Origin of the sequence: Streptomyces sp. ISL-94 (assembly GCF_018614075.1) — a bacterium.
Taxonomy (GTDB): Bacteria; Actinomycetota; Actinomycetes; order Streptomycetales; family Streptomycetaceae; genus Streptomyces.
On the sequence record NZ_JAGGOZ010000007.1, the window covers coordinates 26045 to 47223 of the forward strand.

At 74.2% G+C, this 21179-nt stretch carries 18 protein-coding genes; 10 read left to right on the forward strand and 8 right to left on the reverse strand.

Features of this window, described 5'->3' with window-relative positions; genetic code table 11:
• The first annotated feature begins 77 nt into the window (after positions 1-77).
• Entirely contained in the window at positions 78-1253 is a 1176-nt protein-coding gene (locus J7E94_RS01965) for a type ISP restriction/modification enzyme (protein ID WP_374224372.1), read from the forward strand.
• 113 nt (positions 1254-1366) lie between these two features.
• Here J7E94_RS01965 and J7E94_RS01970 read toward each other — a convergent pair whose 3' ends face one another.
• Positions 1367-2095, reverse strand: a complete 729-nt coding sequence (locus tag J7E94_RS01970; protein ID WP_215011761.1) for a TetR/AcrR family transcriptional regulator — start codon at positions 2093-2095, stop codon at positions 1367-1369.
• Positions 2096-2170: 75 nt separating this feature from the next.
• Between J7E94_RS01970 and J7E94_RS01975 the strand changes: the two genes are divergently transcribed.
• The 3 genes from J7E94_RS01975 (at position 2171) to J7E94_RS01985 (ending at position 5260) form a co-directional block, all read left to right on the forward strand.
• Complete coding sequence (locus J7E94_RS01975; protein ID WP_215011763.1) at positions 2171-3139, forward strand: ATP-binding cassette domain-containing protein; 969 nt, start codon at positions 2171-2173, stop codon at positions 3137-3139.
• Positions 3136-3924, forward strand: a complete 789-nt coding sequence (locus J7E94_RS01980; RefSeq protein WP_215011765.1) for an ABC transporter permease — start codon at positions 3136-3138, stop codon at positions 3922-3924. The genes J7E94_RS01975 and J7E94_RS01980 overlap by 4 nt, the downstream gene beginning before the upstream one ends.
• A 139-nt stretch (positions 3925-4063) precedes the next feature.
• Complete coding sequence (locus tag J7E94_RS01985; RefSeq protein WP_215011767.1) at positions 4064-5260, forward strand: CaiB/BaiF CoA-transferase family protein; 1197 nt, start codon at positions 4064-4066, stop codon at positions 5258-5260.
• Positions 5261-5317: 57 nt separating this feature from the next.
• On the opposite strand, the gene J7E94_RS01990 is transcribed toward J7E94_RS01985, so the two are convergent.
• Positions 5318-5587 carry a hypothetical protein gene (locus J7E94_RS01990; protein WP_030720225.1) on the reverse strand — a complete coding sequence of 90 codons (270 nt, stop codon included), beginning with the start codon at positions 5585-5587 and terminating at the stop codon, positions 5318-5320.
• 279 nt (positions 5588-5866) lie between these two features.
• On the opposite strand from J7E94_RS01990, the gene J7E94_RS01995 reads away from it, so the two are divergent.
• Entirely contained in the window at positions 5867-7570 is a 1704-nt protein-coding gene (locus J7E94_RS01995) for a serine/threonine-protein kinase (RefSeq protein WP_308344386.1), read from the forward strand.
• Here J7E94_RS01995 and J7E94_RS02000 read toward each other — a convergent pair.
• The gene (locus J7E94_RS02000; protein WP_215011770.1) at positions 7540-8349 is read right to left on the reverse strand and encodes an SGNH/GDSL hydrolase family protein; all 810 of its coding nucleotides are present in this window, start codon (positions 8347-8349) and stop codon (positions 7540-7542) included. The genes J7E94_RS01995 and J7E94_RS02000 overlap by 31 nt on opposite strands.
• A gap of 228 nt (positions 8350-8577) precedes the next feature.
• Here J7E94_RS02000 and J7E94_RS02005 point away from each other — a divergent pair, with 228 nt between their 5' ends.
• On the forward strand, positions 8578-9675 hold the full coding sequence (locus J7E94_RS02005) for a DUF5925 domain-containing protein (RefSeq protein ID WP_215011772.1): 1098 nt from the start codon (positions 8578-8580) through the stop codon (positions 9673-9675).
• Between the two features lie 573 nt (positions 9676-10248).
• On the opposite strand, the gene J7E94_RS02010 is transcribed toward J7E94_RS02005, so the two are convergent.
• Positions 10249-10638 (reverse strand): GntR family transcriptional regulator, encoded by a 390-nt coding sequence (locus J7E94_RS02010; RefSeq protein ID WP_308344388.1) that lies wholly within the window; start codon positions 10636-10638, stop codon positions 10249-10251.
• Positions 10639-10709: 71 nt separating this feature from the next.
• Here J7E94_RS02010 and J7E94_RS02015 point away from each other — a divergent pair, with 71 nt between their 5' ends.
• The 3 genes from J7E94_RS02015 to J7E94_RS02025 all read left to right on the forward strand — a co-directional run bounded on the left by J7E94_RS02015 (position 10710) and on the right by J7E94_RS02025 (position 13399).
• Positions 10710-11651, forward strand: a complete 942-nt coding sequence (locus tag J7E94_RS02015) for a GNAT family N-acetyltransferase (RefSeq protein WP_215011774.1) — start codon at positions 10710-10712, stop codon at positions 11649-11651.
• Complete coding sequence (locus tag J7E94_RS02020) at positions 11648-12133, forward strand: DUF402 domain-containing protein (protein ID WP_215011776.1); 486 nt, start codon at positions 11648-11650, stop codon at positions 12131-12133. The genes J7E94_RS02015 and J7E94_RS02020 overlap by 4 nt, the downstream gene beginning before the upstream one ends.
• Positions 12134-12340: 207 nt before the next feature.
• Positions 12341-13399, forward strand: coding sequence for a lytic polysaccharide monooxygenase (locus J7E94_RS02025; RefSeq protein ID WP_215011779.1), 1059 nt, complete (start codon positions 12341-12343; stop codon positions 13397-13399).
• A 33-nt stretch (positions 13400-13432) separates the two neighbouring features.
• Here J7E94_RS02025 and J7E94_RS02030 read toward each other — a convergent pair whose 3' ends face one another.
• From J7E94_RS02030 to J7E94_RS02040, 3 genes are all read right to left on the reverse strand, one after another.
• Complete coding sequence (locus J7E94_RS02030; protein WP_215011781.1) at positions 13433-14293, reverse strand: triacylglycerol lipase; 861 nt, start codon at positions 14291-14293, stop codon at positions 13433-13435.
• Between the two features lie 161 nt (positions 14294-14454).
• Entirely contained in the window at positions 14455-15468 is a 1014-nt protein-coding gene (locus J7E94_RS02035; protein WP_374224370.1) for a hypothetical protein, read from the reverse strand.
• Complete coding sequence (locus tag J7E94_RS02040) at positions 15465-19208, reverse strand: DNA polymerase III subunit alpha (protein ID WP_215011783.1); 3744 nt, start codon at positions 19206-19208, stop codon at positions 15465-15467. Before J7E94_RS02040 ends, J7E94_RS02035 begins: the two co-directional genes overlap by 4 nt.
• A 145-nt stretch (positions 19209-19353) precedes the next feature.
• On the opposite strand from J7E94_RS02040, the gene J7E94_RS02045 reads away from it, so the two are divergent.
• Positions 19354-20493, forward strand: coding sequence for a DUF3533 domain-containing protein (locus tag J7E94_RS02045; RefSeq protein ID WP_251055989.1), 1140 nt, complete (start codon positions 19354-19356; stop codon positions 20491-20493).
• 46 nt (positions 20494-20539) lie between these two features.
• Here the strand turns inward: J7E94_RS02045 and J7E94_RS02050 are convergent, their stop codons facing one another.
• On the reverse strand, positions 20540-21037 hold the full coding sequence (locus J7E94_RS02050) for an amidohydrolase family protein (protein WP_308344392.1): 498 nt from the start codon (positions 21035-21037) through the stop codon (positions 20540-20542).
• Positions 21038-21179 lie beyond the last annotated feature (142 nt).

Here is a 21179-nt window from a genome sequence, read left to right on the forward strand (position 1 = left end):
ATACCGTACGTATGCGTACACAAGGAGCGTAGCGCTTCGGCCTGGACCGGGCCCGGGCACCAGGGGCCGTCGCTACCATCGGCGGCGTGAGCGACGACGTACCGCTGCTGGACGATCTGATGCCCTGGGCCGTGGGCGGCCTGCGCCTGGGCCGGGACTGGGTGGCTGCACCCGATCCGGCGGCCTTGCGCGCCCGCTGGGCTGCCCTGACCGCCGCCGAAGGGGCCGAGCGGGAGCGGCTGTTCCGGCCGAGCCGGAGCCGTACCCCCGCCGCGGGCGCGGCCGCGCTGCCCGGCCGGCGCTCCGCCGCCACCGCCCGCTTCGCCGACGAGCCCGGCCCGTGCCCCGATCCGGTACGGATCCTGCGCGACCCCTTCGACGAACAGTGGCTGCTGCCCGACCAGCGGCTCATCGACGCGGCCCGCCCCGAGCTGTGGCGGGTCCGGGACGAGCACCAGCTGTTCGCCGTCGAGACTCCGGCGGGCCCCGACCTGCTGGTCACCGCACACCTCCCGGCCGGCCGGCTCGGCCGCATCCGCCCGCTGCACCGCCGCCCCGGCGGCACCGAGCCGAATCTCGCCCCGGGCCTGCTGTCGCTGCTGGGCGAGCGGTACGGCGGCCGGGCCACCCCCGAGGACGTGCTGTGCTGGATCCTCGCGGCGGGCCGCCCCGGGCCGCGGGGGTACGAGGTCCCGCTCGCCGCCGACCCCGGGTGCTGGCGGGCCGGGCTGGAGCTGGGCCACCGGCTGCTCACCGTCCGGCTGCGCGGAGCCCGGGGCGGCGAGCCGCCCCGGCTGCCGGGCGGGCGGCGTCCGTACGTCCGCTCGGCGGTCGTGGCGTGGCCGCACGAGGTGACGTACGAGGCCGAGAGCGAGACGCTGGGCTTCGGCGGCGGGACCGTGTCCCCCGTGCCGGCCGGCGCCTGGGAGTACGAGGTCCAGGGCGTGCGGGTGCTGGAGGCCTGGTTCGCCGCCCGCAGCGCGCACCGCGCCCCGGGGGCGGACGGGCTGGAGGCGCTGGGTCCGGCCGAGTGGCCCCAGAGCTGGACCTCGGAGCTGCCGGCCCTGGTCACGGCTTTGGCGCTGCTGGCCGATCTGGCGCCGGAGCGGGCCGCCTTCGAGCCGGGCCCCGCGCTGTCCGCGAGCGAGCTGCGCGCGGCCGGGGTGCTGCCGCCGCCGGGCTGGGCCAGGCGCCCGGCCTCGGTCCTGGACCACCAGGAGGAGGGCCCGGGCGGCCAGTTCGCCCTGCTGTGACCCTGCCTGCCGAAGCCCGGCTCCGACCCTGCCTGCCGAAGCCCGGCTCCGACCCGGCCTGCCGAAGCCCCACTCCGACCCGGCCTACCGAAAACCGACGCACCGCACGGGCCCTACGGAGCCCACGCCCCGAGCAGCCGCGACACCGTCCGGTCGAACACGGCGGCCATGTCCAGCCCCGCCCCGGGGACCGGATCGATACCGCCCGTGAGGGCCCCGGCCAGCAGCGGGTACTCCCCCGTGGCCAGGCGCGAGCCGAGCCAGGCCGTCCGTACGCGCTGTTCGGCGGCCTCGCTCCAGGGCAGCGACCGGGCCCGCTCGGCGAGCGCCAGCTCGCCCGCCACGTACGTCGCCACCGTGCCGTTGACGGCCGCTACGAGCTCCAGCTTCTCGGGGCCGGCCGCGTCCAGCGGGGCCAGGCAGGCCAGGCTGTGCTCCAGGTACCGCAGGGCGTTCGGGCCGAAGCCGTACACCGGGGTCAGCAGCCGGGGCAGCCACGGGTGCCGGTGCATGAGCGCCCGGGTCTGGCGGGCCAGCGCGAGCAGGTCGGCCCGCCAGTCGCCGGTCGGCGCGGTGAGCTCGTACTCCCCGCCGACCGCATCGACCATCAGCTCGTACAGGTCCTCCTTGCGCGGCACGTAGTTGTACAGGGACATCGTCCCGGCGCCGATCCCGGCCGCCACGCGTCGCATGGAGACAGCCTCGATCCCCTCCGCGTCCGCGATCCGCACCGCCTCGGCGGCGATCGACTCGCGGCTGTGCGCGGGCCGTGGGCCGCGGCCGGCCCGCGGCGGGCGGGCCCAGATCACTTCGGGTTCAGCGGGTCGCCCACCGGCTGCCATCGCTCACATCACCTCGTCCGTCTCGGCCCCCATCTTAGTTACGTACGCCGTACGTAGTGGGGTAGGGTGCCGTACATGACGACTACGTACGCTGTACTTAGTGAAGGTCTGGAGAAGAGCTACGGGGAGGTCCATGCCCTGCGCGGCCTCGACCTCGCCGTGCCCGAGGGCACGGTCTTCGGGCTCCTCGGCCCCAACGGCGCCGGCAAGACCACCGCCGTGCGGATCCTCACCACCCTCACCGCACCCACCGCCGGCCGCGCCCTCGTCGCCGGCCACGACGTCACCCGCGACCCCGCGGCCGTGCGCCGCACCATCGGAGTCACCGGCCAGTACGCCTCCGTCGACGGGGACCTGACCGGCCGTGAGAACCTGCGCCTCTTCGCCCGCCTCGCCGGACTGCGCGGCTCCACGGGCCGGTCCCGCGCCGACGCGCTCCTGGAGCGCTTCGGGCTCGTCGAGGCCGCCGACCGGGTGGCCTCCACCTGGTCGGGCGGCATGAAGCGGCGCCTGGACCTGGCCGCAGGGCTGATCACCCGGCCCCGCGTGCTCTTCCTCGACGAGCCCACCACCGGCCTCGATCCGGCGGCCCGCGAGCAGATCTGGACGGCGGTACGGGACCTCGCCGCGGAGGGCACCACCGTGCTGCTGACCACCCAGTACCTGGAGGAGGCCGACCGGCTCGCCGACGACATCGCGGTCGTCGACCGCGGCCGGGCCGTCGCCACCGGCACCCCGGCCGAGCTGAAGGCCCGGATCGGCGCCTACGCCGAGGTCGCCGTCACCGCGCGCGAGGCCCTGTCCGGCGCCGCCGTCGTGCTCGACCAGCTCACCGGCGGCCGGCCGGTGCTCGACGAGGAGCGCCTCACGGTCGGCGTCACCGTGCTCGACACCGCGCTCACCCTGCCCCGGATCATCCGCGAGCTCGACACCGCCGGGGTGCCGGTCACCGACGCGAGCCTGCGCCCGCCCACCCTCGACGAGGTGTTCCTGCGCCTCACCCGGATCCGCACGGCCCCCGCCGAGAAGGAGCACGCGGCATGAGCACCCTGCTGTCCGACGGCGGAGCCGTCCTCACCCGCCAGCTCCAGAAGGCCCGGCACGCCCCGGCGCTGCTGATCCTCACACAGACCATGCCGATCACGATGCTGCTGTTCTTCGGCTATGTCTTCGGCAGCGCGCTCGCCATGCCGGGCGCCGAGTACCGGGAGTTCCTGGTCCCCGGACTGCTCGCCGCCACCGCCGCGAACGGCCTGATGACCGGCATGTTCACCGCCGCGCAGGACGCCCACCGCGGGGTGATGGACCGCTTCCGGACCCTGCCGATGAGCCGCAGCGCCGTGCCGCTCGGGCAGACCTCCGCGGACCTGCTCACCACCGCGGCCTCCATGGTGCCGCTGATGCTGGTGGGGCTGGCGATGGGCTGGCGGATCGAGAACGGCCTGCCGGGCGCGCTGGGGGCGCTCGGTGTGCTGCTGCTGTTCCGCTTCGCCTCCGCGTGGGTGGGCACGTACCTCGGCCTGCTGAGCAGGAGCGAGGAGGCGGCGGGCCAGCTGGGCAGCGCCACCTTCGTGCTGCCGTTGCTGTCCAGCGCGTACCTGCCGACCGCCGGGCTGCCCGGGTGGCTGCGTACGGTCGCGGAGTGGAACCCGATCAGCGCCGTGGCCACGGCCGTGCGCGCCTTGTGCGGGAACGCGGGCGGGGGGCCCGCGGCGGGCGCCGCCTGGCCCGCCGCGCACCCGGTCGCCGGGGCGCTGCTCTGGTCGCTGGTCCTCCTCGCCGCGTTCATGCCGCTCGCCACGCGCAGGTTCGCGCGGGGCCAGGGCTGAGCCGGCCGGAACGGGAGGCCGCCCGCGAGAAACCGGAGGAACCAGAGGAACCAGAGGAACCGGAGGAACCGAGCGTCCGGGCGGATCTCTTCACTCCGCATGGGTGACAGATCATGGTCCGACCCGGTAGGCAGGCCCCATGGCTACCGAACCGCTCCCCCTCGCCGGCATCACCGTCGTCGCCGTCGAACAGGCCGTCTCGGCCCCCTTCGCCACCCGCCAGCTCGCCGACCTCGGCGCCCGGGTGGTCAAGGTCGAGCGCCCCGACGGCGGCGACTTCGCGCGTGCGTACGACACCACCGCGCAGGGCCTCGCCTCGCACTTCGTGTGGGCCAACCGCGGCAAGGAGTCGATCGCGCTCGACCTGAAGGACCCGCGCGGCCGCAAGGTCCTGCACGGCCTGCTGGACGGCGCCGACGTCTTCGTCCAGAACCTCGCGCAGGGGGCCGCCGCCCGGCTCGGGCTCGACTCGGCCGCGCTGTGCGCGCGCTACCCGCGGCTGGTCGCCGTGGACGTCTCGGGCTACGGCGCCGAGGGCCCGTACGCCCACAAGCGCGCCTACGACATGCTCGTGCAGTGCGAGGCCGGCCTGGTCTCGGTGACCGGCACGCCGGAGCAGCCCGTCAAGGCGGGGATCCCGGCGGCGGACATCGCGGCGGCCATGTACGCCTTCTCGGGAGTGCTCGCCGCCCTGCTGCGCCGCGGGGTCACCGGGCGCGGGGGCAGGGTGGAGGTGTCCATGCTGGACGCGCTCGCCGAGTGGATGGGGCATCCGCTGCACCACACGATGCACGGCGGGGAGCAGCCGGTACGCACCGGTCTCGCGCACGCGGTGATCGCACCCTACGACGCCTACCCGACGGCCGACGGGGACCAGGTACTGCTGTCGGTGCAGAACGACCGCGAGTGGCGGCGGCTGGCCCAACAGGTGCTGGACCGACCGGAGTTGGCGGAGGACCCGGCCTACGCGACCAACGCGGCACGCACCGGCAACCGGGAGAAGACCGACGCGGTGGTGGCGCAGGCGCTGGCCCGGCTGGGCGCGGACGAGGCGATCGGCCGGCTGGAGGCGGCGGGCATCGCCTGCGCGCGGCTCAACTCGGTGGCCCAGCTGGCTGCACATCCGCAGCTGGCGGCCCGGGACCGCTGGCGGGAGGTGGATTCGCCGGCCGGCCCGCTGCGGGCCCTGCTGCCGCCGATCGGACTGCCGGGCAGCGCGGCACCGCACATGGGTGCGGTGCCCGCGCTGGGCGAGCACACCGAACCCCTGCTGCGCTCCCTGGGGATGACGGGAGCGCAGATCTCGGAACTTCGCCGGGACGGTGTGATCGCGTAGGGGCCGGGGAGCCGGGGCTGGGACCGGGGCCGGAAAAAGGCCTCGGTACGGGGACGGTTACGAACGGCGGCTGCCGAAGAGCGTGCGACGCAGGCGGCGCAGCGGCGCGAAGAGCGAGACGCGCGCGCTCCGGCTCCGCAGGCGGTGCGTGTGGTCGCGGGAGGTGAGCTCGCGCATCAGCAGGGTCGCCTCGGCGGTCTCCCGGTGCGGGACGGCGGGACCGCCCAGCACGGCGAGATGACGGTCGAGGCGCGAGCTGGTCGCGCCGCTGCCGCACGTGATGGCAGGCACGCGGGGCGGCCTGCTGCGCATTGCTATCTGTTCCATGTTCTCTCCCCACCCGTACGAGGGCACCCGGCCCGGGCAGGTTAACCCTATCGCCCCCGCGGCGCGCTCGGGTATCCCGGTGGTGTGAATTACCCCTGTACCGACGGGGAGTTGACGATTACTCAGCGGAGTCGACCGTCACTCTCCGCACCGAAACGGCTCAGTTGGGACTCTCGGCGCGAGTCACGTCACGACAGGGGCCACTTGTCGCACTCTGCGCTAACTTGGAGTGATCATCTGGTGACACATGGGTGCATGCGGACACACATGGGGGCTCGCGTGAGTGGGAATGTGGCGGGTGCGGGCGGGGATTCGAGCCCCGATCGTGTCATCTCGGGCCGGTACCGGCTGCTGGAGCCCCTCGGCCGCGGCGGGATGGGCATCGTCTGGCGGGCCCGGGACGAGGTGCTGGCGCGCGAGGTCGCCGTCAAGGAGGTGCGGGCGCCGGCCGGAATGGAGCCCGCGGAACTCCAGCGGATGTACCGGCGGCTGGAGCGGGAGGCCTGGGCGGCGGCCCGGGTCTCGCACCGCGGGGCCGTCACGGTCTATGACGTGGCCTCCGAGGGCGGCCGGCCGTGGATCGTGATGGAGCTGGTCCGCGGGCTCTCGCTGGCCGACGTACTGGAGGCCGAGGGGCCGATGTCCCCTGAGCGGGCCGCGCACGTCGGCGAGCAGGTGCTGGCCGCGCTGCGCTCCGCGCACGACTCCGGGGTGCTGCACCGCGACGTCAAACCCGGGAACGTGCTGATCGCCAACGACGGCCGGGTGGTGCTGAGCGACTTCGGGATCGCGAGCCTGGAGGGGTCCTCGGCGATCACCATGACGGGCGAGGTGGTCGGCTCTCCCGAATTCCTGGCCCCGGAGAGGGCGTTGGGGCGCGACCCGGGTCCCGAGTCGGACCTGTGGTCGCTCGGGGTCATGCTGTACGCGGCCGTCGAGGGGGTCTCGCCCTTCCGGCAGGAAACCCCGCTGGACACGCTGCGGGCCGTGGTGGACGGGCAACCGCCCGCGCCGCGGCGCGCCGGGCCGCTGGAGCCCGTACTGGAGGGGCTGCTGCGCAAGGATCCGGCCGAGCGGCTGCCCGCGGCGGAGGCGGCCCGGATGCTGCGGGTGGTGGGCGCGGGCGGGGCCGTACGGGCCTTCGGCGGGGCGGTGTCGGGGCCGGACTCGCCGTCGGCCACCGCGCAGGAGAACCGGCGGGAGCACCGGCACGGTGGGATGGCGGCGCCGTACGGGGATCCCACGCCGCCGATCCCCGCCCCGCCGCCCGCGCCGCGCCAGGGCGGCCGGGCCGGGCTGGTGCTGACCGCCGGGATCGTGGTGCTGCTGCTGGCGCTGGCCGCGCTGGGGTGGCTGCTGCTGAAGGACCGTACGGGCACGGGTTCCGGGGACGGGGGCGGGAGCGGGAGCGGCGGCCCGGGCGGTTCGGCGACCACCGCCGTCCAGTCCGCGACGACGGCCCCCTCCGGCCGCCCGTCCGCATCGGCCTCGGCTTCGGCTTCGGCTTCGGCGTCCGTCTCGGCCTCGTCTTCGGCTGCTTCCGGGCAGCACGTGTCGGTGTACGTCGACGCCGTGCGGACCGCCTACACCGGCAGTTGCCCGCCGCCCGCGGGGCGGGCGCCCGCCTTCACCGCCACCGTCGAGGTGGAGCGGGTGCCGGCCGTGCTGGAGTACCGCTGGGCCACGCGGAGCGGGAAGACCTCCGGCCCCGGCTGGCAGTCCGTCACGTACGAGGCGGCCGGGCCCAGGAGCCGGCGGCTGGAGCACACCGAGCTCGCGCACGTGCCGGGCGCGGTCTTCGAGGACGCGGTCCGGCTGGAGGTGCGGGGGCCGCTGGAGGTGACCACCGAGTGGGTGGGGACCTCCGTGACGTGCCGGGAGGAGACCCCGACGGGCGGGGCCTCCTCCCCTGTCACGAGCGTGTCACCGGTCCCGCCGACGGCGGGGGCCGGTCAGGCCGCGTTGGTGAAGACGGGCAGGTAGCCCCCGGACTGTCCGGCGGCGGTCGGGTGGTAGGACTCGCCGATGTTGACCCAGTTGAGGCTGTGCAGCCACGCGTCGCCGGAGCATATCTCGTGGCCCGTGAAGGCTCCGGCGACCGAGGCGAAGGTGAAGCCGTGGTCGGCGGCGCGTTTGGCGATGGCGGCGTTGAGGTAGTCGGCGGCGCCGTTGATGGCGGTGCGCTCGCCTTCGGTGAGGCCGGCGACGCAGGAGCCGTTCAGCTTGTAGAAGCGGGGATAGCCGAGGACGACGACGTGGGCGTTCGGGGAGCGGCTGCCGATGGCGGCGTAGACCTGGTCGAGCCGGCCGGGGAGGGTGGAGTCCACGTACGCCTTGGCCTCGTTGACGCGGTTGATGCAGGTGGACTCGGACTGGAGCACACACGTCGTCATGACGTCCGCGAATCCGGCGTCGTTGCCGCCGACGGTGAGGGAAACCAGGTCGGTGCCGGAGTTCAGCGGGGCGAGCTGGTTGGCGAGGACGTCATTCGTACGAGCGCCCGAGCAGGCGGTGAAGGAGAAGATCTGCGGGGAATGGGCCGCGGCCCACAGGGCGGGGTAGGCCCGGGTGGTGCGCTTGCAGTCGCCGCTCGCGCTGTCGTAGCCGCCGGCGCCGACGCCGGATGAGTACGAGTCGCCGAGTGCGACGTAGCCGAAGTCGGCCTGGGCGGCGGCTGCTTGGCCGGCGCCGAACAGGGCGGCGCCGGCGGCGAGTAAGACGGAGGAGGTGAGGGCAGCGAAGCGCGACAGTCTTGTGCTCATGGGGGTGCGGCTCCTTGTGGGGGTTACTCCGGAGTTACTCCTGAGTCCGTGGTACAAGGAGCCGAGGCTCACTGGAAGTGTTCATGCCAAGAATATTCGGGGCAGAGTCGTGGCCGGAATCTTCACGCGCGATGTGTTTGAAGAGGGAGCCCCTTGAAGGGGGACCCCGGCACCCGATCCGGCGAAACACGGGTGCATGAGGGCACGGTGTGCCGGATCATGGGCGCCATGCCAGCCAACCCGCATGACGCGCTGCCGATCCGGCTCAACGTCGACGACAGCGACTCGCCGTCGGATGTAGTCGATGCGCTGTTCCTCGGCCGGTTCGCGTCCGGCGAGCAGCCGTACTCGCACAGCGTGTCCATCGACCGGGTCAAGGCGGGCATCAGCCTGCTGCCGCCCGGGGCCGCCGTGTTGCGTTCGGCGCGCGACAGCGACCGCAGCGCCACCCTCGCCGAGGGCGAGGGCTGGACCATGCTCGTCTCCCGCTGGAGCCGGGGCGCGGACGTCACGGTGACGGCGGTCAGCGACGAACTCGCGGAGCGGGTGCTCGGCGAGGCCACGGAGGGGGCGCAGGACGAGCCGGAACCGCAGCCGGAGAACGTCACGATGGGCTTCTGGTACGTCTCGCCGCGCCGCGGCCCGTACCGGACGACCCGCCAGATCGCGGCCGGGACCTGGGCCGAGGTGCGGTCCAACTACACGGCGCCGGTGGCCGGGGCGATGGACCGGCTGATGAAGGTGACCCCCGACGACATCGCGGGGCGGCTGCTCCTGCTGCACGGGCCGCCGGGGACGGGGAAGACCTCCGCGCTGCGGACGCTGGCCCGGTCCTGGCGGGACTGGTGCCAGGTGGACTGCGTCCTGGATCCGGAGCGGCTGTTCAACGACGTGGGCTACCTGATGGACATCGCGATCGGCGAGGAGGAGGGCACCTCGAAGGGCCGCTGGCGGCTGCTGCTGCTGGAGGACTGCGACGAGCTGATCCGCGGCGAGGCGCGGCACACGGCGGGGCAGGCGCTGTCCCGGCTCCTGAACCTGACGGACGGTCTGCTGGGCCAGGGCCGCAACGTGCTGGTCGGAGTGACGACGAACGAGGACCTCGAACGCCTCCACCCGGCGGTGGTCCGCCCGGGGCGCTGCCTGGCCCGCATCGAGGTCGGCCGGCTGACCCACCGGGAGGCGGTGGACTGGCTGGGCACGGACGAGGGCGTCTCCCGCGAGGGCGCCAGCCTGGCGGAACTCTTCGCCCTGCGCCGGGGCACGGGGCCGGCGGCGGTGCTCCCGCCACAGCCGCACACGTCGGAGGCGGGCCTCTACCTCTAGCTGCCGGGCCGGGCGGGGGCGGGGTGGCGCGGCCCGAACCCGGCGGCTGCGGGGTGGCGGGGCCCGAACCCGGTCGGCTGCGCCGGGCCAACCGGGCGCCGCCCGGACCCGCGCCTCAAACGCCAGCGGGGCTGGATGCGCACCGCCCGCCTGCGCGGCGTCTCAACTCCGGCGAGCCTCAACACACGGCGCTCCGCGCCCGCGCCTCAAACGCCGGCGGGGCTGGGTGTACCCCCGCCTCACACGAGGCGAGGCTGGAAGTGCCCTGCGGGCAATCCAGGTGCACCAGGCGGACGACATCAGCCAAATCCAGCCCCGCCGGCGCTTGAGGCACGGGGTGCGCGGTGCGGGGCGGAGCCCAGGCCTTGTACCCGCACCCATGCACTCAGGCGGGACACATCCAGCCCCGCCGACGCCTGAGGCGCAGGGTGCGCGGTGCGGGCAGAGCCCAGGCCTTGCACCCGCACCCGTGCACTCAGGCGGGGCACATCCAGCCCCGCCGGCGTTTGAGGCGCGGGGTGCGGGGCGGAGCCCCGGGGCTGCACCCGCACCCGTGCACTCAGGCGGGGGAGGTTAGTTGGCGGCGTACCGGGCCCGGAGGGCGGTGGTGGCGGCGGCCAGGGCTTCCGGCTCGGTCAGGCCCAGGCGGTGGACCCGCTCCGCATACGCCTGCGCGGCGGCCGCGGCCTCGCGGGACGCACCCTCACCCGCCGCCGCGACGAACGTCCCGTTGCGTCCCCGCGTTTCGATCACCCCGTCCGCCTCCAGCGCCCGGTACGCCTTCGCGACGGTGTTCGCGGCCAGCCCCAGCTCCTCCGCCAGCCCCCGCACCGTCGGCAGTTTGAAGCCCGCCGGCAGGCGGCCCGACCGGGCCCGGTCCGCGATCTGCGCGCGCAGCTGTTCATACGGGGCGGCCGAGCCGGTCGCGCCGCTGATGGTGATCTTCAGGTTCGTCGAGGTCACGCGGGTGATTGTCCCCCATCGCCGGTTAATTGGGAGGCGCCGGCCGCACGTGCGCCCGTAGCGTCGGCCGCATGACCGTTTCGATCCGCGACCTCCGCCCGAACGACCCCTCGGACGCGGAGGCCGTCGTACGGGTCCGCCGCGCGGCCCTCCCCTTCATGATCACCACCACCGAGGGCGTGGCGTTCGAACTCTCCGCCGCGCACCCCGCCCGCCACTACCGCCTCCTCGTCGCCGAGAACGGCGCGGGACGCGTCATCGGCACCGCCCAGTTCGGCATCGCCCACGACAGCCCCGAGCCGGGGCAGTCGTACGTCAACGCCTACGTGGACCCCGCCCACCGCGGCCTCGGCGCCGGCAGCCGGCTGCTGCGCGCCGCCGAGGAGCACCTCGCCGCCCACGCCGCGGTGGACACGTACGCCTGGGTCCTCGACGAGCCCGCCCACCGCCTCTTCGCCGAGCGGCGCGGCTACCGCCCCAGCCGCACCGCGCACTTCCTGCACCTGGACCTGGGGGCGGCCGCCCTGCCCCCGGTCCCGGAGACGCTCCCGCCCGGGATCGAGGTGCGCCCGGCCTCCGCCTTCGCCGCCGACCCGCGTCCGGTCTTCGAGGCCGACGCGGAGACGACCTCCGACGAACCGGGCGACCTCAGGATCGAGTTGGACGACTACGAGGACTGGCTCGCGCACATCTGGAACAGCCCGTCCCTCGACAAGGAGCTGACCACCGTCGTCCTCGTCGACGGCCAGGTGGCCTCCTTCACCGCCGCCCAAACCGACGGCGCCACCCGCTACGCCTCGGCGATGACCGGAACCCGGCGGGCCTTCCGCGGCCGCGGCCTGGCCAAGCTCGCCAAGATCGTTTCGCTGCACCGGGCGCGGGCGACCGGGTACACCCACGCGTTCACCGGCAACGACGCCGGCAACGAACCGATGCTCGCCATCAACAAGCGGTTCGGATACGAGATCTGCGCCACCGAAACGCGCTTCACGAAGAAACTGGAGGCAGTGTGACCGGACAGCAGCTGACCGTGGTCCTCACCAAGGCCGGAAAGCTCAAGATCCGCTACCCGGCCGCGCAGGTCGCCGACGACGGCGACCGCATCTCCGTCCGCGCCCCCTGGGCGGCCGACGGCGTACGGGACTTCGGCTTCGTGCGCTTCGAGCCGGGCGACGTGTTCGTCGAGCACTTCTGGCGCACGCGCTGGTACGCGGTCAAGGAGGTGTGGACCGCCGACGGGGTCCTCAAGGGCTGGTACTGCGACGTCACGCGCCCGGCCCTGGTGCAGAGCGGGGAGATCCTGATCGAGGACCTCGACCTGGACCTGTGGGTCTCGGCGGACGGGTCCTCGGTCCTGCGCCTCGACGAGGACGAGTTCGCGGCGAGCGGCCTCGCCACCAGCGACCCCGAAGCTGCCGCCCAGGCCGTCCGGGCCCTCGACGCCCTGGACGACCAGGCCCGGACCCCGGCCGGCCTGGCCGCTCTCCTCGGCTGACGGCGGCCCTTCCTGTCCGCCCGCTTAGCGCTTCCTTAAGCGGAGCCTAAGGATCAGCTTCCGGGGCCCGAAGCAGGCGAAACACGGGGTTCGGGCGGTTAGCTTGGCATGGCCAGCGGAGGGCCGGGAACGGCGCCGCCGGGGGGCGGCGCCGCACCGTCCCGACCGCTGGCGCACACCTGCCTTGCGCCCGAAGGAGATCCCCCCATGCCCGCACGCCGCCGCCGCACCGTGACGCTGACCCGTATCGCCTCCGCCGGCCTCGCCCCCCTCGCGGTGGCCGCGTACGCCGCCGCGCCCGCGGTCGCCCACGGCTCGATGACGGACCCGGTCAGCCGGGTGGCGGCGTGCTACGCGGAGGGCCCGGAGTCGCCGAAGTCGGCGGCGTGCAAGGCGGCCGTCGCGGCCGGCGGAGCGCAGGCGTTCTACGACTGGAACGCGGTGAACATCGCCAACGCGGCCGGCAACCACCGGGCGTTGATCCCGAACGGCCAGCTCTGCTCCGCCGGCAACGACAAGTACCAGGGGCTGGACCTGGCGCGCGCCGACTGGCCGGCCAGCCCGATGACCGCGGGCGCGCACACCTTCCGCTACAAGGGGACCGCTCCCCACAGGGGTTCCTTCGAGCTGTACGTGACGAAGGACGGCTACGACCCGACGAAGCCGCTGAAGTGGTCCGACCTGGAGCCCGCGCCGTTCGCGAAGGCCACCGACCCGGGCATGCAGAACGGCGACTACGTCTTCTCCGGCACGGTCCCGAACAAGTCCGGACGCCACCTGATCTACAGCATCTGGCAGCGCTCGGACAGCCCGGAGGCCTTCTACACCTGCTCGGACGTGGTCTTCGGCAAGGACAACGGGGGCGGCGGGGGTAGCGGGGGCCATGGCGGCAGCGGGGGCAACGGCGGCACGGCCACCGTCCCGAGCGCCAAGCCCAGCGCCAAGCCGAGCGCGAAGCCGTCCGCCGAGAAGCCCGCCGACGCGCGGCCTCAGGCCCCGACGGACCAGCAGATCGCCGATGGCGCCGGCAAGTCCAGCGTGGAGCACGACGGCCACGGCGACAACGACCCGAAGACGAACGGAAAGGCCGTCGGCGCCCCGGTCCCGTCGCAGTCCGCGCAGAACCACAACCTCGCCGAGACGGGCGGCGGCAGCGCCACCCCGTTGATCGCGATCGCCGGGGCCGGCGTCCTGGCCATCGGCGCGGCCGTGCTGTTCGGGCTGGCCCGCCGCCGTGCGACGACGACGGGCCGCCACGGCCGCTAGTTCACCGCAGGCCCACCGCGGACCACGTGCGCGTCAGTCGAAGACCGAGGCGCAGGTGGTGCGTTCGGCATGCGCCGGGTCGAGGGCGTTCAGCGCCTCGTGCCAGGCGATCCGGTCGGTGAGCCCGATGGCCACGTGCTCCGAGAGGTCCAGGACGCACAGGTCCTGGAGCACGACATTGCGTACGTTCGGCCCGTCCAGGAAGGCGCTCCGGTACGGGGTCACCACCTCGTCGTACTTGGTCGCGATCACCGTGTACGCGACGCCGGGCACGGTGTCGCCGCCCTCGTTCAGCTTGTGCTGGAAGGCGGATCCGGCGATCTGGTCGGCCAGCCCCGGGGTGGCGCTGCTGATCAGGTCCTCGGCCCCCGGGAAGTACGGGAGCAGCTGGGTGAGTCCGAGCAGAGTGGTGCCGTGGTTGTCGGGGGCGAGTCCGACCAGGGCGTTGACCTTGGCGGCGCCGCCGAGGTACTTCAGGTAGTAGCGCGGCATCATGCCGCCCTGCGAGTGGCCGATGATGTCGGTCTTGGCGGAGCCGGTGGCGGCGAGCACCTTGTCGACGAAGACGTCGAGCTGGCCGGCGGACTGGTCGATGGGGCCGAGCCCGTTGAAGAGGGGCACGCCGGGCAGTTGCCCGTAGTCGAGCGAGTAGACGCAGTACCCGCGGTGCACGAGGTACGGCGCGAGGCCGAGCCAGTTGTCGACGGAGTTGCCGAAGGTGCCGTGCACGAGCACGACGGGGCGCGGATGCGCGGCGGACGGCTTGCAGGACCAGTTGTTCCAGCCGCTGCTGGGTGCGGACGCGGCCTGAGCGGCGCCGGTGGGGGCGACGAGCGCGGCGGCGGTGAGGGTGAGGACGGCCAGCGGGCGGAGCAGGCGTCTCCAGGGCAGCATCGTGTGATCTCCTTGCGGTTGCGACTCAAGGGGATGGGGCGGTGGGGGTTCGTCCCGTGATCCGGATCACAAGGGGTGCTGCTGCCCGCCAAATTACGGGTGGGTAGGAAAACTGGGAAGTTACGCGTTGGTAAAAATCTCGCGTGTCGTACGGCAGTCCGTTATGCCGCGAGCGTGCCGCGGGCGATGACGTGCGGCCCGAAGCGGGCGCGGACGCGGTCCGTGACGGCCTCCAGCCGGCGGGCCTTCTCGTCCTGCGGGTCGAAACTCAGCTGCCGCGCGGCCCGTTCGGCCGGGATCAGGTCCTCGGCCCGCAGGGACAGGGCGCGCACCCGGGCCCGCTGCAGGCCCAGGCCCGCGTACAGGGCGTAGGCCGTGGCGGTCAACGCGTCGGAATGCGCGGTGGGTTCGGCCAAGGTGCGGGTGCGCGTGAGCGTGGTGCGGTCGGCGCAGCGGATGGTGAGCGAGAGGGTCCGGCAGACCTGTCCCCCGCCCTCTTCCTGTGTACGAAGCTTCGCACCGAGTTCCTCCGTCAGCGAGAGCAGAGCCCGCCGGTGCCGTACGGGATCCAGCTCGTCCCGGTCGAAAACCCGCTCCGCGGCGATGGCCCGTGCGGCTGCCCCCGGCCGGACGGGGGTCCGGTCGACTCCGAGGGCACGTTCCTGCACCTCACGGCCGAGCCGGGCGCCCAGGATCCGCCGCAGGGCGGCGGGCGGGGCGGCGGCGACCCGGCCGACGGAGTCGAGGCCGTAGGAGCACAGGGTGCGGGCCGCCTTGGGGCCGATCCCGTCGAGGGCGGTGACGGGCTTGTCGGCCAGGAACCGGACCACGGCGGCGGGCTCGTCGGGGATCACCAGGGTCCCCCCGGGCCGGGCCTCGCGGGCCGCGGCCCGGGCCAGCATGGGGTTGCCGGCCACGCCGACGGTGCAGTCCACGCCGTACAGGGCGAGGGACCGGACCCGGACCACGGCGGCCAGTTGGACGGCGTCGCAGCCGAAGTACCGCAGCGCCGCCCGGACATCGGCGAGGGCCCCGTCGGGCGGCAGGGCCTGCACGGCCGGGGTGAGCCCGTCGAGCAGCGCGAGCACCCCGGCGTAGGCCTCGGCCCCGAGCGGCCCCCCGTCGGCGGGGTGCAGCCGCAGGCACATCACGGCTCGCATGGCGGCGCTGCTCATCCCGCGCTCCCCGGACTGGAGTGCCACAGCTTGCGCCCGGTCGCGGGGCCGGTGCCCGGCGGCTGGAGGTCGGCCCAGGGGTTCATCTCGTACCCCGTGGACATCCGGATCCGGCGGCCGCTGTCGCCCCCGGAAGCCGAACCGGCACCTGCACCAGCACCTGCACCAGCACCAGCACCAGCACCAGCACCAGCACCAGGGTCAGAGTCGGAACCGGCCCCGGCCCCGGCCCCGGCCCCGCCGGAGGCGACCGGCTCGGCGGCCAGCCGGGCGGCGACCGCGTCCAGGCCGCCGGCCGCCCGCAGTTCCACCAGCTCCGCCAGGTTCCACGCCGCCGCCCCGACCACGCTCAGGCTCTGCGGCCCCCGCCGCTGCACGACACCCCGTACCAGCAGCAGGAAGGAGTGGAAGACGGTGTGCGCGCACCGCTCGTGGCTGTCGTCGAAGAACGCCAGGTCCACCAGGCCCGTGCCGTCGTCCAGCGTCGTGAAGATGACCCGCTTCCCGGACCGGACCGGCGGGGTCTGGGTGGCCGCCTTGGCCCCCGCGACCAGCACGGTCTGCCCGTGTCCGGCATCCCGCAGCCGCCGCGCGGGAACCACTCCCAGCTCGGCCAGGAAGTCATGGTGGTCGACCATCAGGTGCCGCGAGGCGTCCATGCCGAGGACACCCAGCTCGGCACTGAGCCGTTCCGCCTCGGACAGGTCGGGCAGCCCGACAGGGGCGGTGGACAGGCCTCCGTCCAGGGGGAGTTGGGGTCCGCGCACCCCTGCCGCCCGCTGCGCGCCGTGCAGTTCCGTCAAGTGCAGCAGCAGATCGCGCCGGTTGGCGCCGAAGGAGTCCAACGCCCCGACCTGCGCGAGCCGTTCGGCCACCGGTCGGCCCGGGTGCGCCCGGTCCCAGAAGTCGCGCAGGGAGGCGTACGGCTGCCCGGACTCGACCCGGAGCGCCTCGGCCTTGCTGATGCCGTGGACGTCGGACAGTCCCAGCCGCAGCCCCCACGTCCCGGCGGGGGCGACGGGATCGGACACCAGTTCGATGCGGTGGGCGACCGCCGACCGGTTCACGTCCAGCGGCAGCACCGGCACGCCCCGCCGCCGCGCGTCCGCCAGCAGCAGCCGCTTCGGGTACATCCCGGGATCGTGGGTCAGCAGCCCGGCGTAGAAGGCCGCGGGGTGGTGCGCCTTCAGCCACGCCGACTGGTACGTCGGCACCGCGAAGGCCACCGCGTGCGCCTTGCAGAATCCGTAACTGCCGAAGGCCTCCACGATCTCCCAGGTCCGGCCGATCACCTCCGCCGAGTAGCCCCGTTCGCCCGCCTTCGCCGCGAACCAGACCCTGATCCGCGCCTGCGACTCCGGGTCGGACAGCCCGCGGCGCACGCGGTCGGCCTCGTCGCGCCCGCAGCCGGTCATGACGTGCACGATCTCGATGATCTGCTCGTGGAAGACCACCACCCCGTACGTCTCGCGCAGCGCGTCGGCCAGGTCGGGGTGCGGGAAGCGGACCGGCGCCCGCCCGTGCCGGGCCTCGATGAACGGCCGGACCATGTCGGCGGCCACCGGCCCCGGCCGGAAGAGGGAGATGTCGACGACCAGGTCGTGGAAGGTGGACGGCTGGAGCCGCCCCACCAGGTCGCGCTGGCCCGGGGACTCGATCTGGAAGCAGCCCAGCGTCTCGGCCGAGCGGATCAGCTCGTACGTGGCCCGGTCGCCCGGCGGCACCTGCGCGGGGTCGTCCAGGTCGAGCTCCTCCCCCGTGCCGCGCCGGATCTCCGCGACCGCGTGGGCCATCGCGGACTGCATCCGTACGCCCAGCACGTCGAGCTTGAGCAGCCCGAGGTCCTCCACGTCGTCCTTGTCGAACTGGGACATGGGGAAGCCCTCGCCGCTGGTGGGGACGACGGGCGTACGGGCGAGCAGGGAGGCGTCGGAGAGCAGGACGCCGCACGGGTGCATGGCGCTGCCGCGCGGCAGCGCGTCGAGCGATTCGACGAGCTCCCACAGCCGCCCGTGCGACTCCCCCCGTACGCCGCGCAGTTCGGGCAGCTCCTCCAGCGCGGCGCGGGCGTCGCGGGCCCGGATGTGCGGGAAGGCCTTGGCGAGCCGGTCGGTGACGGCCGGGTCCATGGACAGGGCGGCGCCGACATCGCGGATGGCGTGCCGGACCCGGTAGGTCTCGGGCATGGAGACGGTGGCGACGCGCTCGGCGCCGAACCGGCCGATGATCCGCCGGTAGACCTCCAGCCGGCGGGCGGACTCCACGTCGATGTCGATGTCGGGCAGGACGCGGCGGCGCTTGGACAGGAAGCGCTCCATCAGCAGGCCGTTCGCCACGGGGTCGGCGTGCGCGATGCCGAGCAGGTGGTTGACGAGGGAGCCGGCGCCGGAACCGCGGGCGGCCACGCGGATGCCCATCTCCCGAACGTCGTCCACGACCTGAGCGACGGTCAGGAAGTACGAGGCGAAGCCGTGGTAGGCGATGATGTCGAGCTCCTGGTGCATGCGCTCCCAGTACGCGGGGTCGTTCGCGTAGCCGCGCAGCACCATGCCCGCGGTGGCGCGGGAGGTGAGGACCCGCTGGGCGGTGCGGTGGGCCGCGCCGACGAGCCGGGCCTCGGGGAAGTGCACGGAGCCCATGCCGAGGTCGTCCTCGGGGTCCACCGCGCAGGCCTCGGCGGTACGCCGGGTCTCCGCGAGCAGCCGCCGCGCGTCGGCGGGGCGCAGGCCGGCGGCCTGGGCGATCCGGTCGGCGGTCTCGGCCATGGCGCCGGGGTCCTTGAGCCAGCGCTCGCCGGTGTCGAACGGTGCCCGGACGGGGGTCAGCCGGCGGGCCGCGTCGAGGATGTCGGCTACCGGGCCCTGGCCGGGGTCGGCGTAGCGGACGGCGTTGGTCAGCACGGCCGGGACGCCCTGCTCGGCGGCGAAGCCGACGGTACGGGCGGCCAGCCGGAGCGAGCCGGGGCCGGTGCCGGTGCGGCCGTGGTGGACGGCCTCCAGGCGCAGGGAGTCCCCGTAGACCTCCCGCCAGGGCGCGAGGAGCCGGGCGGCCCGGTCGGGACGGCCCGCGGCGAGCGCCCGGCCCACCTCGGAACCGGGCCCGAGCAGCACGAAGACACCCTCCCCGCGCAGGACCTCCCAGGGAACCACCGGCTGCCCGCCCGCGAACCGCGCGGACCCGCCGGTCCCACTGAGTCCGCCGGACCCACTGAGCCCGTCGAACCCACTGAGCCCGTCGGCCCCACCGGCCTTGCAGGCCCCACCAGGCCTGCCGGACCCACTGGACCCACCGGCCCCCTCCGGCCCACCCCCCGCGTGCGCGGCCGTGACCATCCGGCAGAGCTCGGCCCAGCCGGCGGCCCCGTCCCGGGCCAGGAACACGGCCCGCGGGGCGGACTCGTCGATGAAGGCACCGCCCTTGACGGGGGTGCGCCGCCGGTACGAGGCCTCGCCGAAGCCGGCCGTACCGGAGCCGGCCGAGCCCCCCGACCCGGCCGACCCCGCCGACCCAACCGACCCGGCCGGAGGCGACACCGCCAGGTCGACACCGAACAGCGGCCGGATCCCCGCCTGCGCGGCCGCCTTCGCGAACCGCACCGCACCCGCCAGGGTGTCGCGGTCGGTCAGGGCGAGGGCGTCCATGCCCCGCTCGACGGCACGTTCCGCCAGCCGTTCCGGATGCGAGCCTCCGTAGCGCATGGAGAACCCCGAAACGGTGTGCAGATGCGTAAAACCAGGCACCCGCGGCCTCCTGCTTCCCTCGTGAACAACACCTCCCCCGTCTCCACCATAGAGCAATTCGAATACGCGTGCGAAACACTTGTTCGATCATCCATTCGGCCCGCCCCTGCTGCGCCCCGTCCCCGCCGCATCGAGCGTGAGAGGCATGACCCAGCCCGCCCGGCCCGCCAGGCCCACCGAAAACACAGACGCAGGTCCGTCCGGCGGCGGCTTCCTCGCCGAGATCAAAGACGCCGTGACCACCCGGGCAGCCCTGCTGGTCCTGGGGGTGCTGGCCCTCCAGCTGGCCTTCATCACCTCGTACGTCGGGGCCTTCCACCATCCCAAGCCGAGCGAGATCCCGATCGCTGTGGCCGCCCCCCTCGCGCCGGTCGCCGAACGGACCGCGCAGCAGCTCGGCGCGCTGCCCGGCAAGCCGCTCGACACCCGCGTGGCCAAGGACGAGGCCGCGGCCCTCCGGCAGGTCCGGGACCGGGACGTGGACGGCGCGCTGATCGTCGACCCGGCCGGCACGACCGACCGGCTGCTGGTCGCGAGCGGCGCCGGGGCCTCCCTCTCCCAGGCCCTGGAACAGATCGTCGGCGTGGCCGAGAAGGCCCAAGGGCGCACCCTCCGGATCACCGACGTGGCCCCGGCCGACGCGGGTGACGCGCGCGGGCTGAGCTCCTTCTACCTGGTCGTCGGCTGGTGCGTGGGCGGCTACCTGTGCGCCGCGATCCTCGCGATCAGCGCCGGCGCCCGGCCCGCCAACATCCACCGCGCGATCATCCGGCTCGGCGCCCTGCTGGGGTACTCCATCGCCGCCGGACTGCTCGGTGCCGTGATCGCGGGCCCGATCCTGGGCGCCCTGCCCGGCCCCCTCATGGCCCTGTGGGGGCTCGGCACCCTGGTCGTCTTCGCGGTCGGCGCGATCACCCTGGCCTTCCAGGGGCTGGCCGGCGTGGTCGGCATCGGACTCGCGATCCTGCTGGTCGTGGTCTTCGGCAACCCGAGCGCGGGCGGCGCCTACCCGTACCCTCTGCTGCCGCCGTTCTGGAAGGCCATCGGCCCGGCGCTGCCGCCCGGCGCCGGTACGTACGCCGCGCGCTCCCTCGCGTACTTCAGGGGCAACGGCGCGGCCGGGCCCATGCTGGTGCTCGCCGCCTGGGCGGTGGCGGGCGCGGCGGTCACGCTGGCCTGCTCGGTGTTCCGCCGGGGCCGGCCGGGGGCCGCCGTGGGCAGCGGGCTCCCCGATGACGCGCCGTCCGTACCCCGCTTCGCCGGCGACGGGACGGACGCCCGGTGAACACGGCCGCCGACCGTCAGGCAGCCCGGCGTCAGGCAGCCCGGCGTCAGGCAGCCCGGTGGACCACTTCGCCCGCCACCACCACCGTTTCGGCCACCGTGCCCGGGATCCGGTCCGCCGGGACGGTGAGGATGTCCCGGGACAGGATCACGAAGTCCGCCGCCTTGCCCACCGTGAGGGAACCGCGCTCCTCCTCGAGGAAATTGGCGTAGGCGGAGCCCACCGTGTAGCCGTACACCGCCGTCTCCGCGGACACCGTCTCGGCCGGCTGCCACGGGTCGCCGCCGTCCAGCGGGCGGCGGGTCAGCGCCGTGTAGATGCCGATCATCGGGTCCATCTCGGCCACGTTCCAGTCGCTGGAGAAGGCCGGCACCGCCCCGGCCTCGGAGAGGCTCCGCATCGGCCACGCCTTGTGCCAGCGGTCCTCGCCCACGTTCTGCGCCCAGTCCTGCCCTGGACCGGCGATCTCCGGCGCACAGTGCCTGGGCTGCAGGCAGGCCACCTGGAGCAGGCCCGCTCGGCGGCGGCCCTCCTCGTCCCGCACGCGTAGCGGATACTCCCGCGCATTCTCGGCTCCGGCTCCGGCTCCGAACAAAGGTGAGCCCCCGCCCAGGAGTTGGGCAGGGGCTCACGATGGTCCCGCAGGCCGGGGGCGGGTGACCTGCCCGTCGGCAGGGTCAGCCGCT

Excerpts from the sequence above, each read along its gene's own strand:
- J7E94_RS02015 (WP_215011774.1), top strand. The coding sequence starts at position 10,710 with ATGACCGTTTCGATCCGCGACCTCCGCCCGAACGACCCCTCGGACGCG.
- J7E94_RS02000 (WP_215011770.1), bottom strand. The coding sequence starts at position 8,349 with ATGAGCACAAGACTGTCGCGCTTCGCTGCCCTCACCTCCTCCGTCTTA.
- J7E94_RS01970 (WP_215011761.1), bottom strand. The coding sequence starts at position 2,095 with ATGGCAGCCGGTGGGCGACCCGCTGAACCCGAAGTGATCTGGGCCCGC.
- J7E94_RS01975 (WP_215011763.1), top strand. The coding sequence starts at position 2,171 with ATGACGACTACGTACGCTGTACTTAGTGAAGGTCTGGAGAAGAGCTAC.
- J7E94_RS02005 (WP_215011772.1), top strand. The coding sequence starts at position 8,578 with ATGCCAGCCAACCCGCATGACGCGCTGCCGATCCGGCTCAACGTCGAC.
- J7E94_RS02025 (WP_215011779.1), top strand. The coding sequence starts at position 12,341 with ATGCCCGCACGCCGCCGCCGCACCGTGACGCTGACCCGTATCGCCTCC.
- J7E94_RS02035 (WP_374224370.1), bottom strand. The coding sequence starts at position 15,468 with ATGAGCAGCGCCGCCATGCGAGCCGTGATGTGCCTGCGGCTGCACCCC.
- J7E94_RS01985 (WP_215011767.1), top strand. The coding sequence starts at position 4,064 with ATGGCTACCGAACCGCTCCCCCTCGCCGGCATCACCGTCGTCGCCGTC.
- J7E94_RS02045 (WP_251055989.1), top strand. The coding sequence starts at position 19,354 with ATGACCCAGCCCGCCCGGCCCGCCAGGCCCACCGAAAACACAGACGCA.
- J7E94_RS01990 (WP_030720225.1), bottom strand. The coding sequence starts at position 5,587 with ATGGAACAGATAGCAATGCGCAGCAGGCCGCCCCGCGTGCCTGCCATC.
- J7E94_RS01980 (WP_215011765.1), top strand. The coding sequence starts at position 3,136 with ATGAGCACCCTGCTGTCCGACGGCGGAGCCGTCCTCACCCGCCAGCTC.
- J7E94_RS02030 (WP_215011781.1), bottom strand. The coding sequence starts at position 14,293 with ATGCTGCCCTGGAGACGCCTGCTCCGCCCGCTGGCCGTCCTCACCCTC.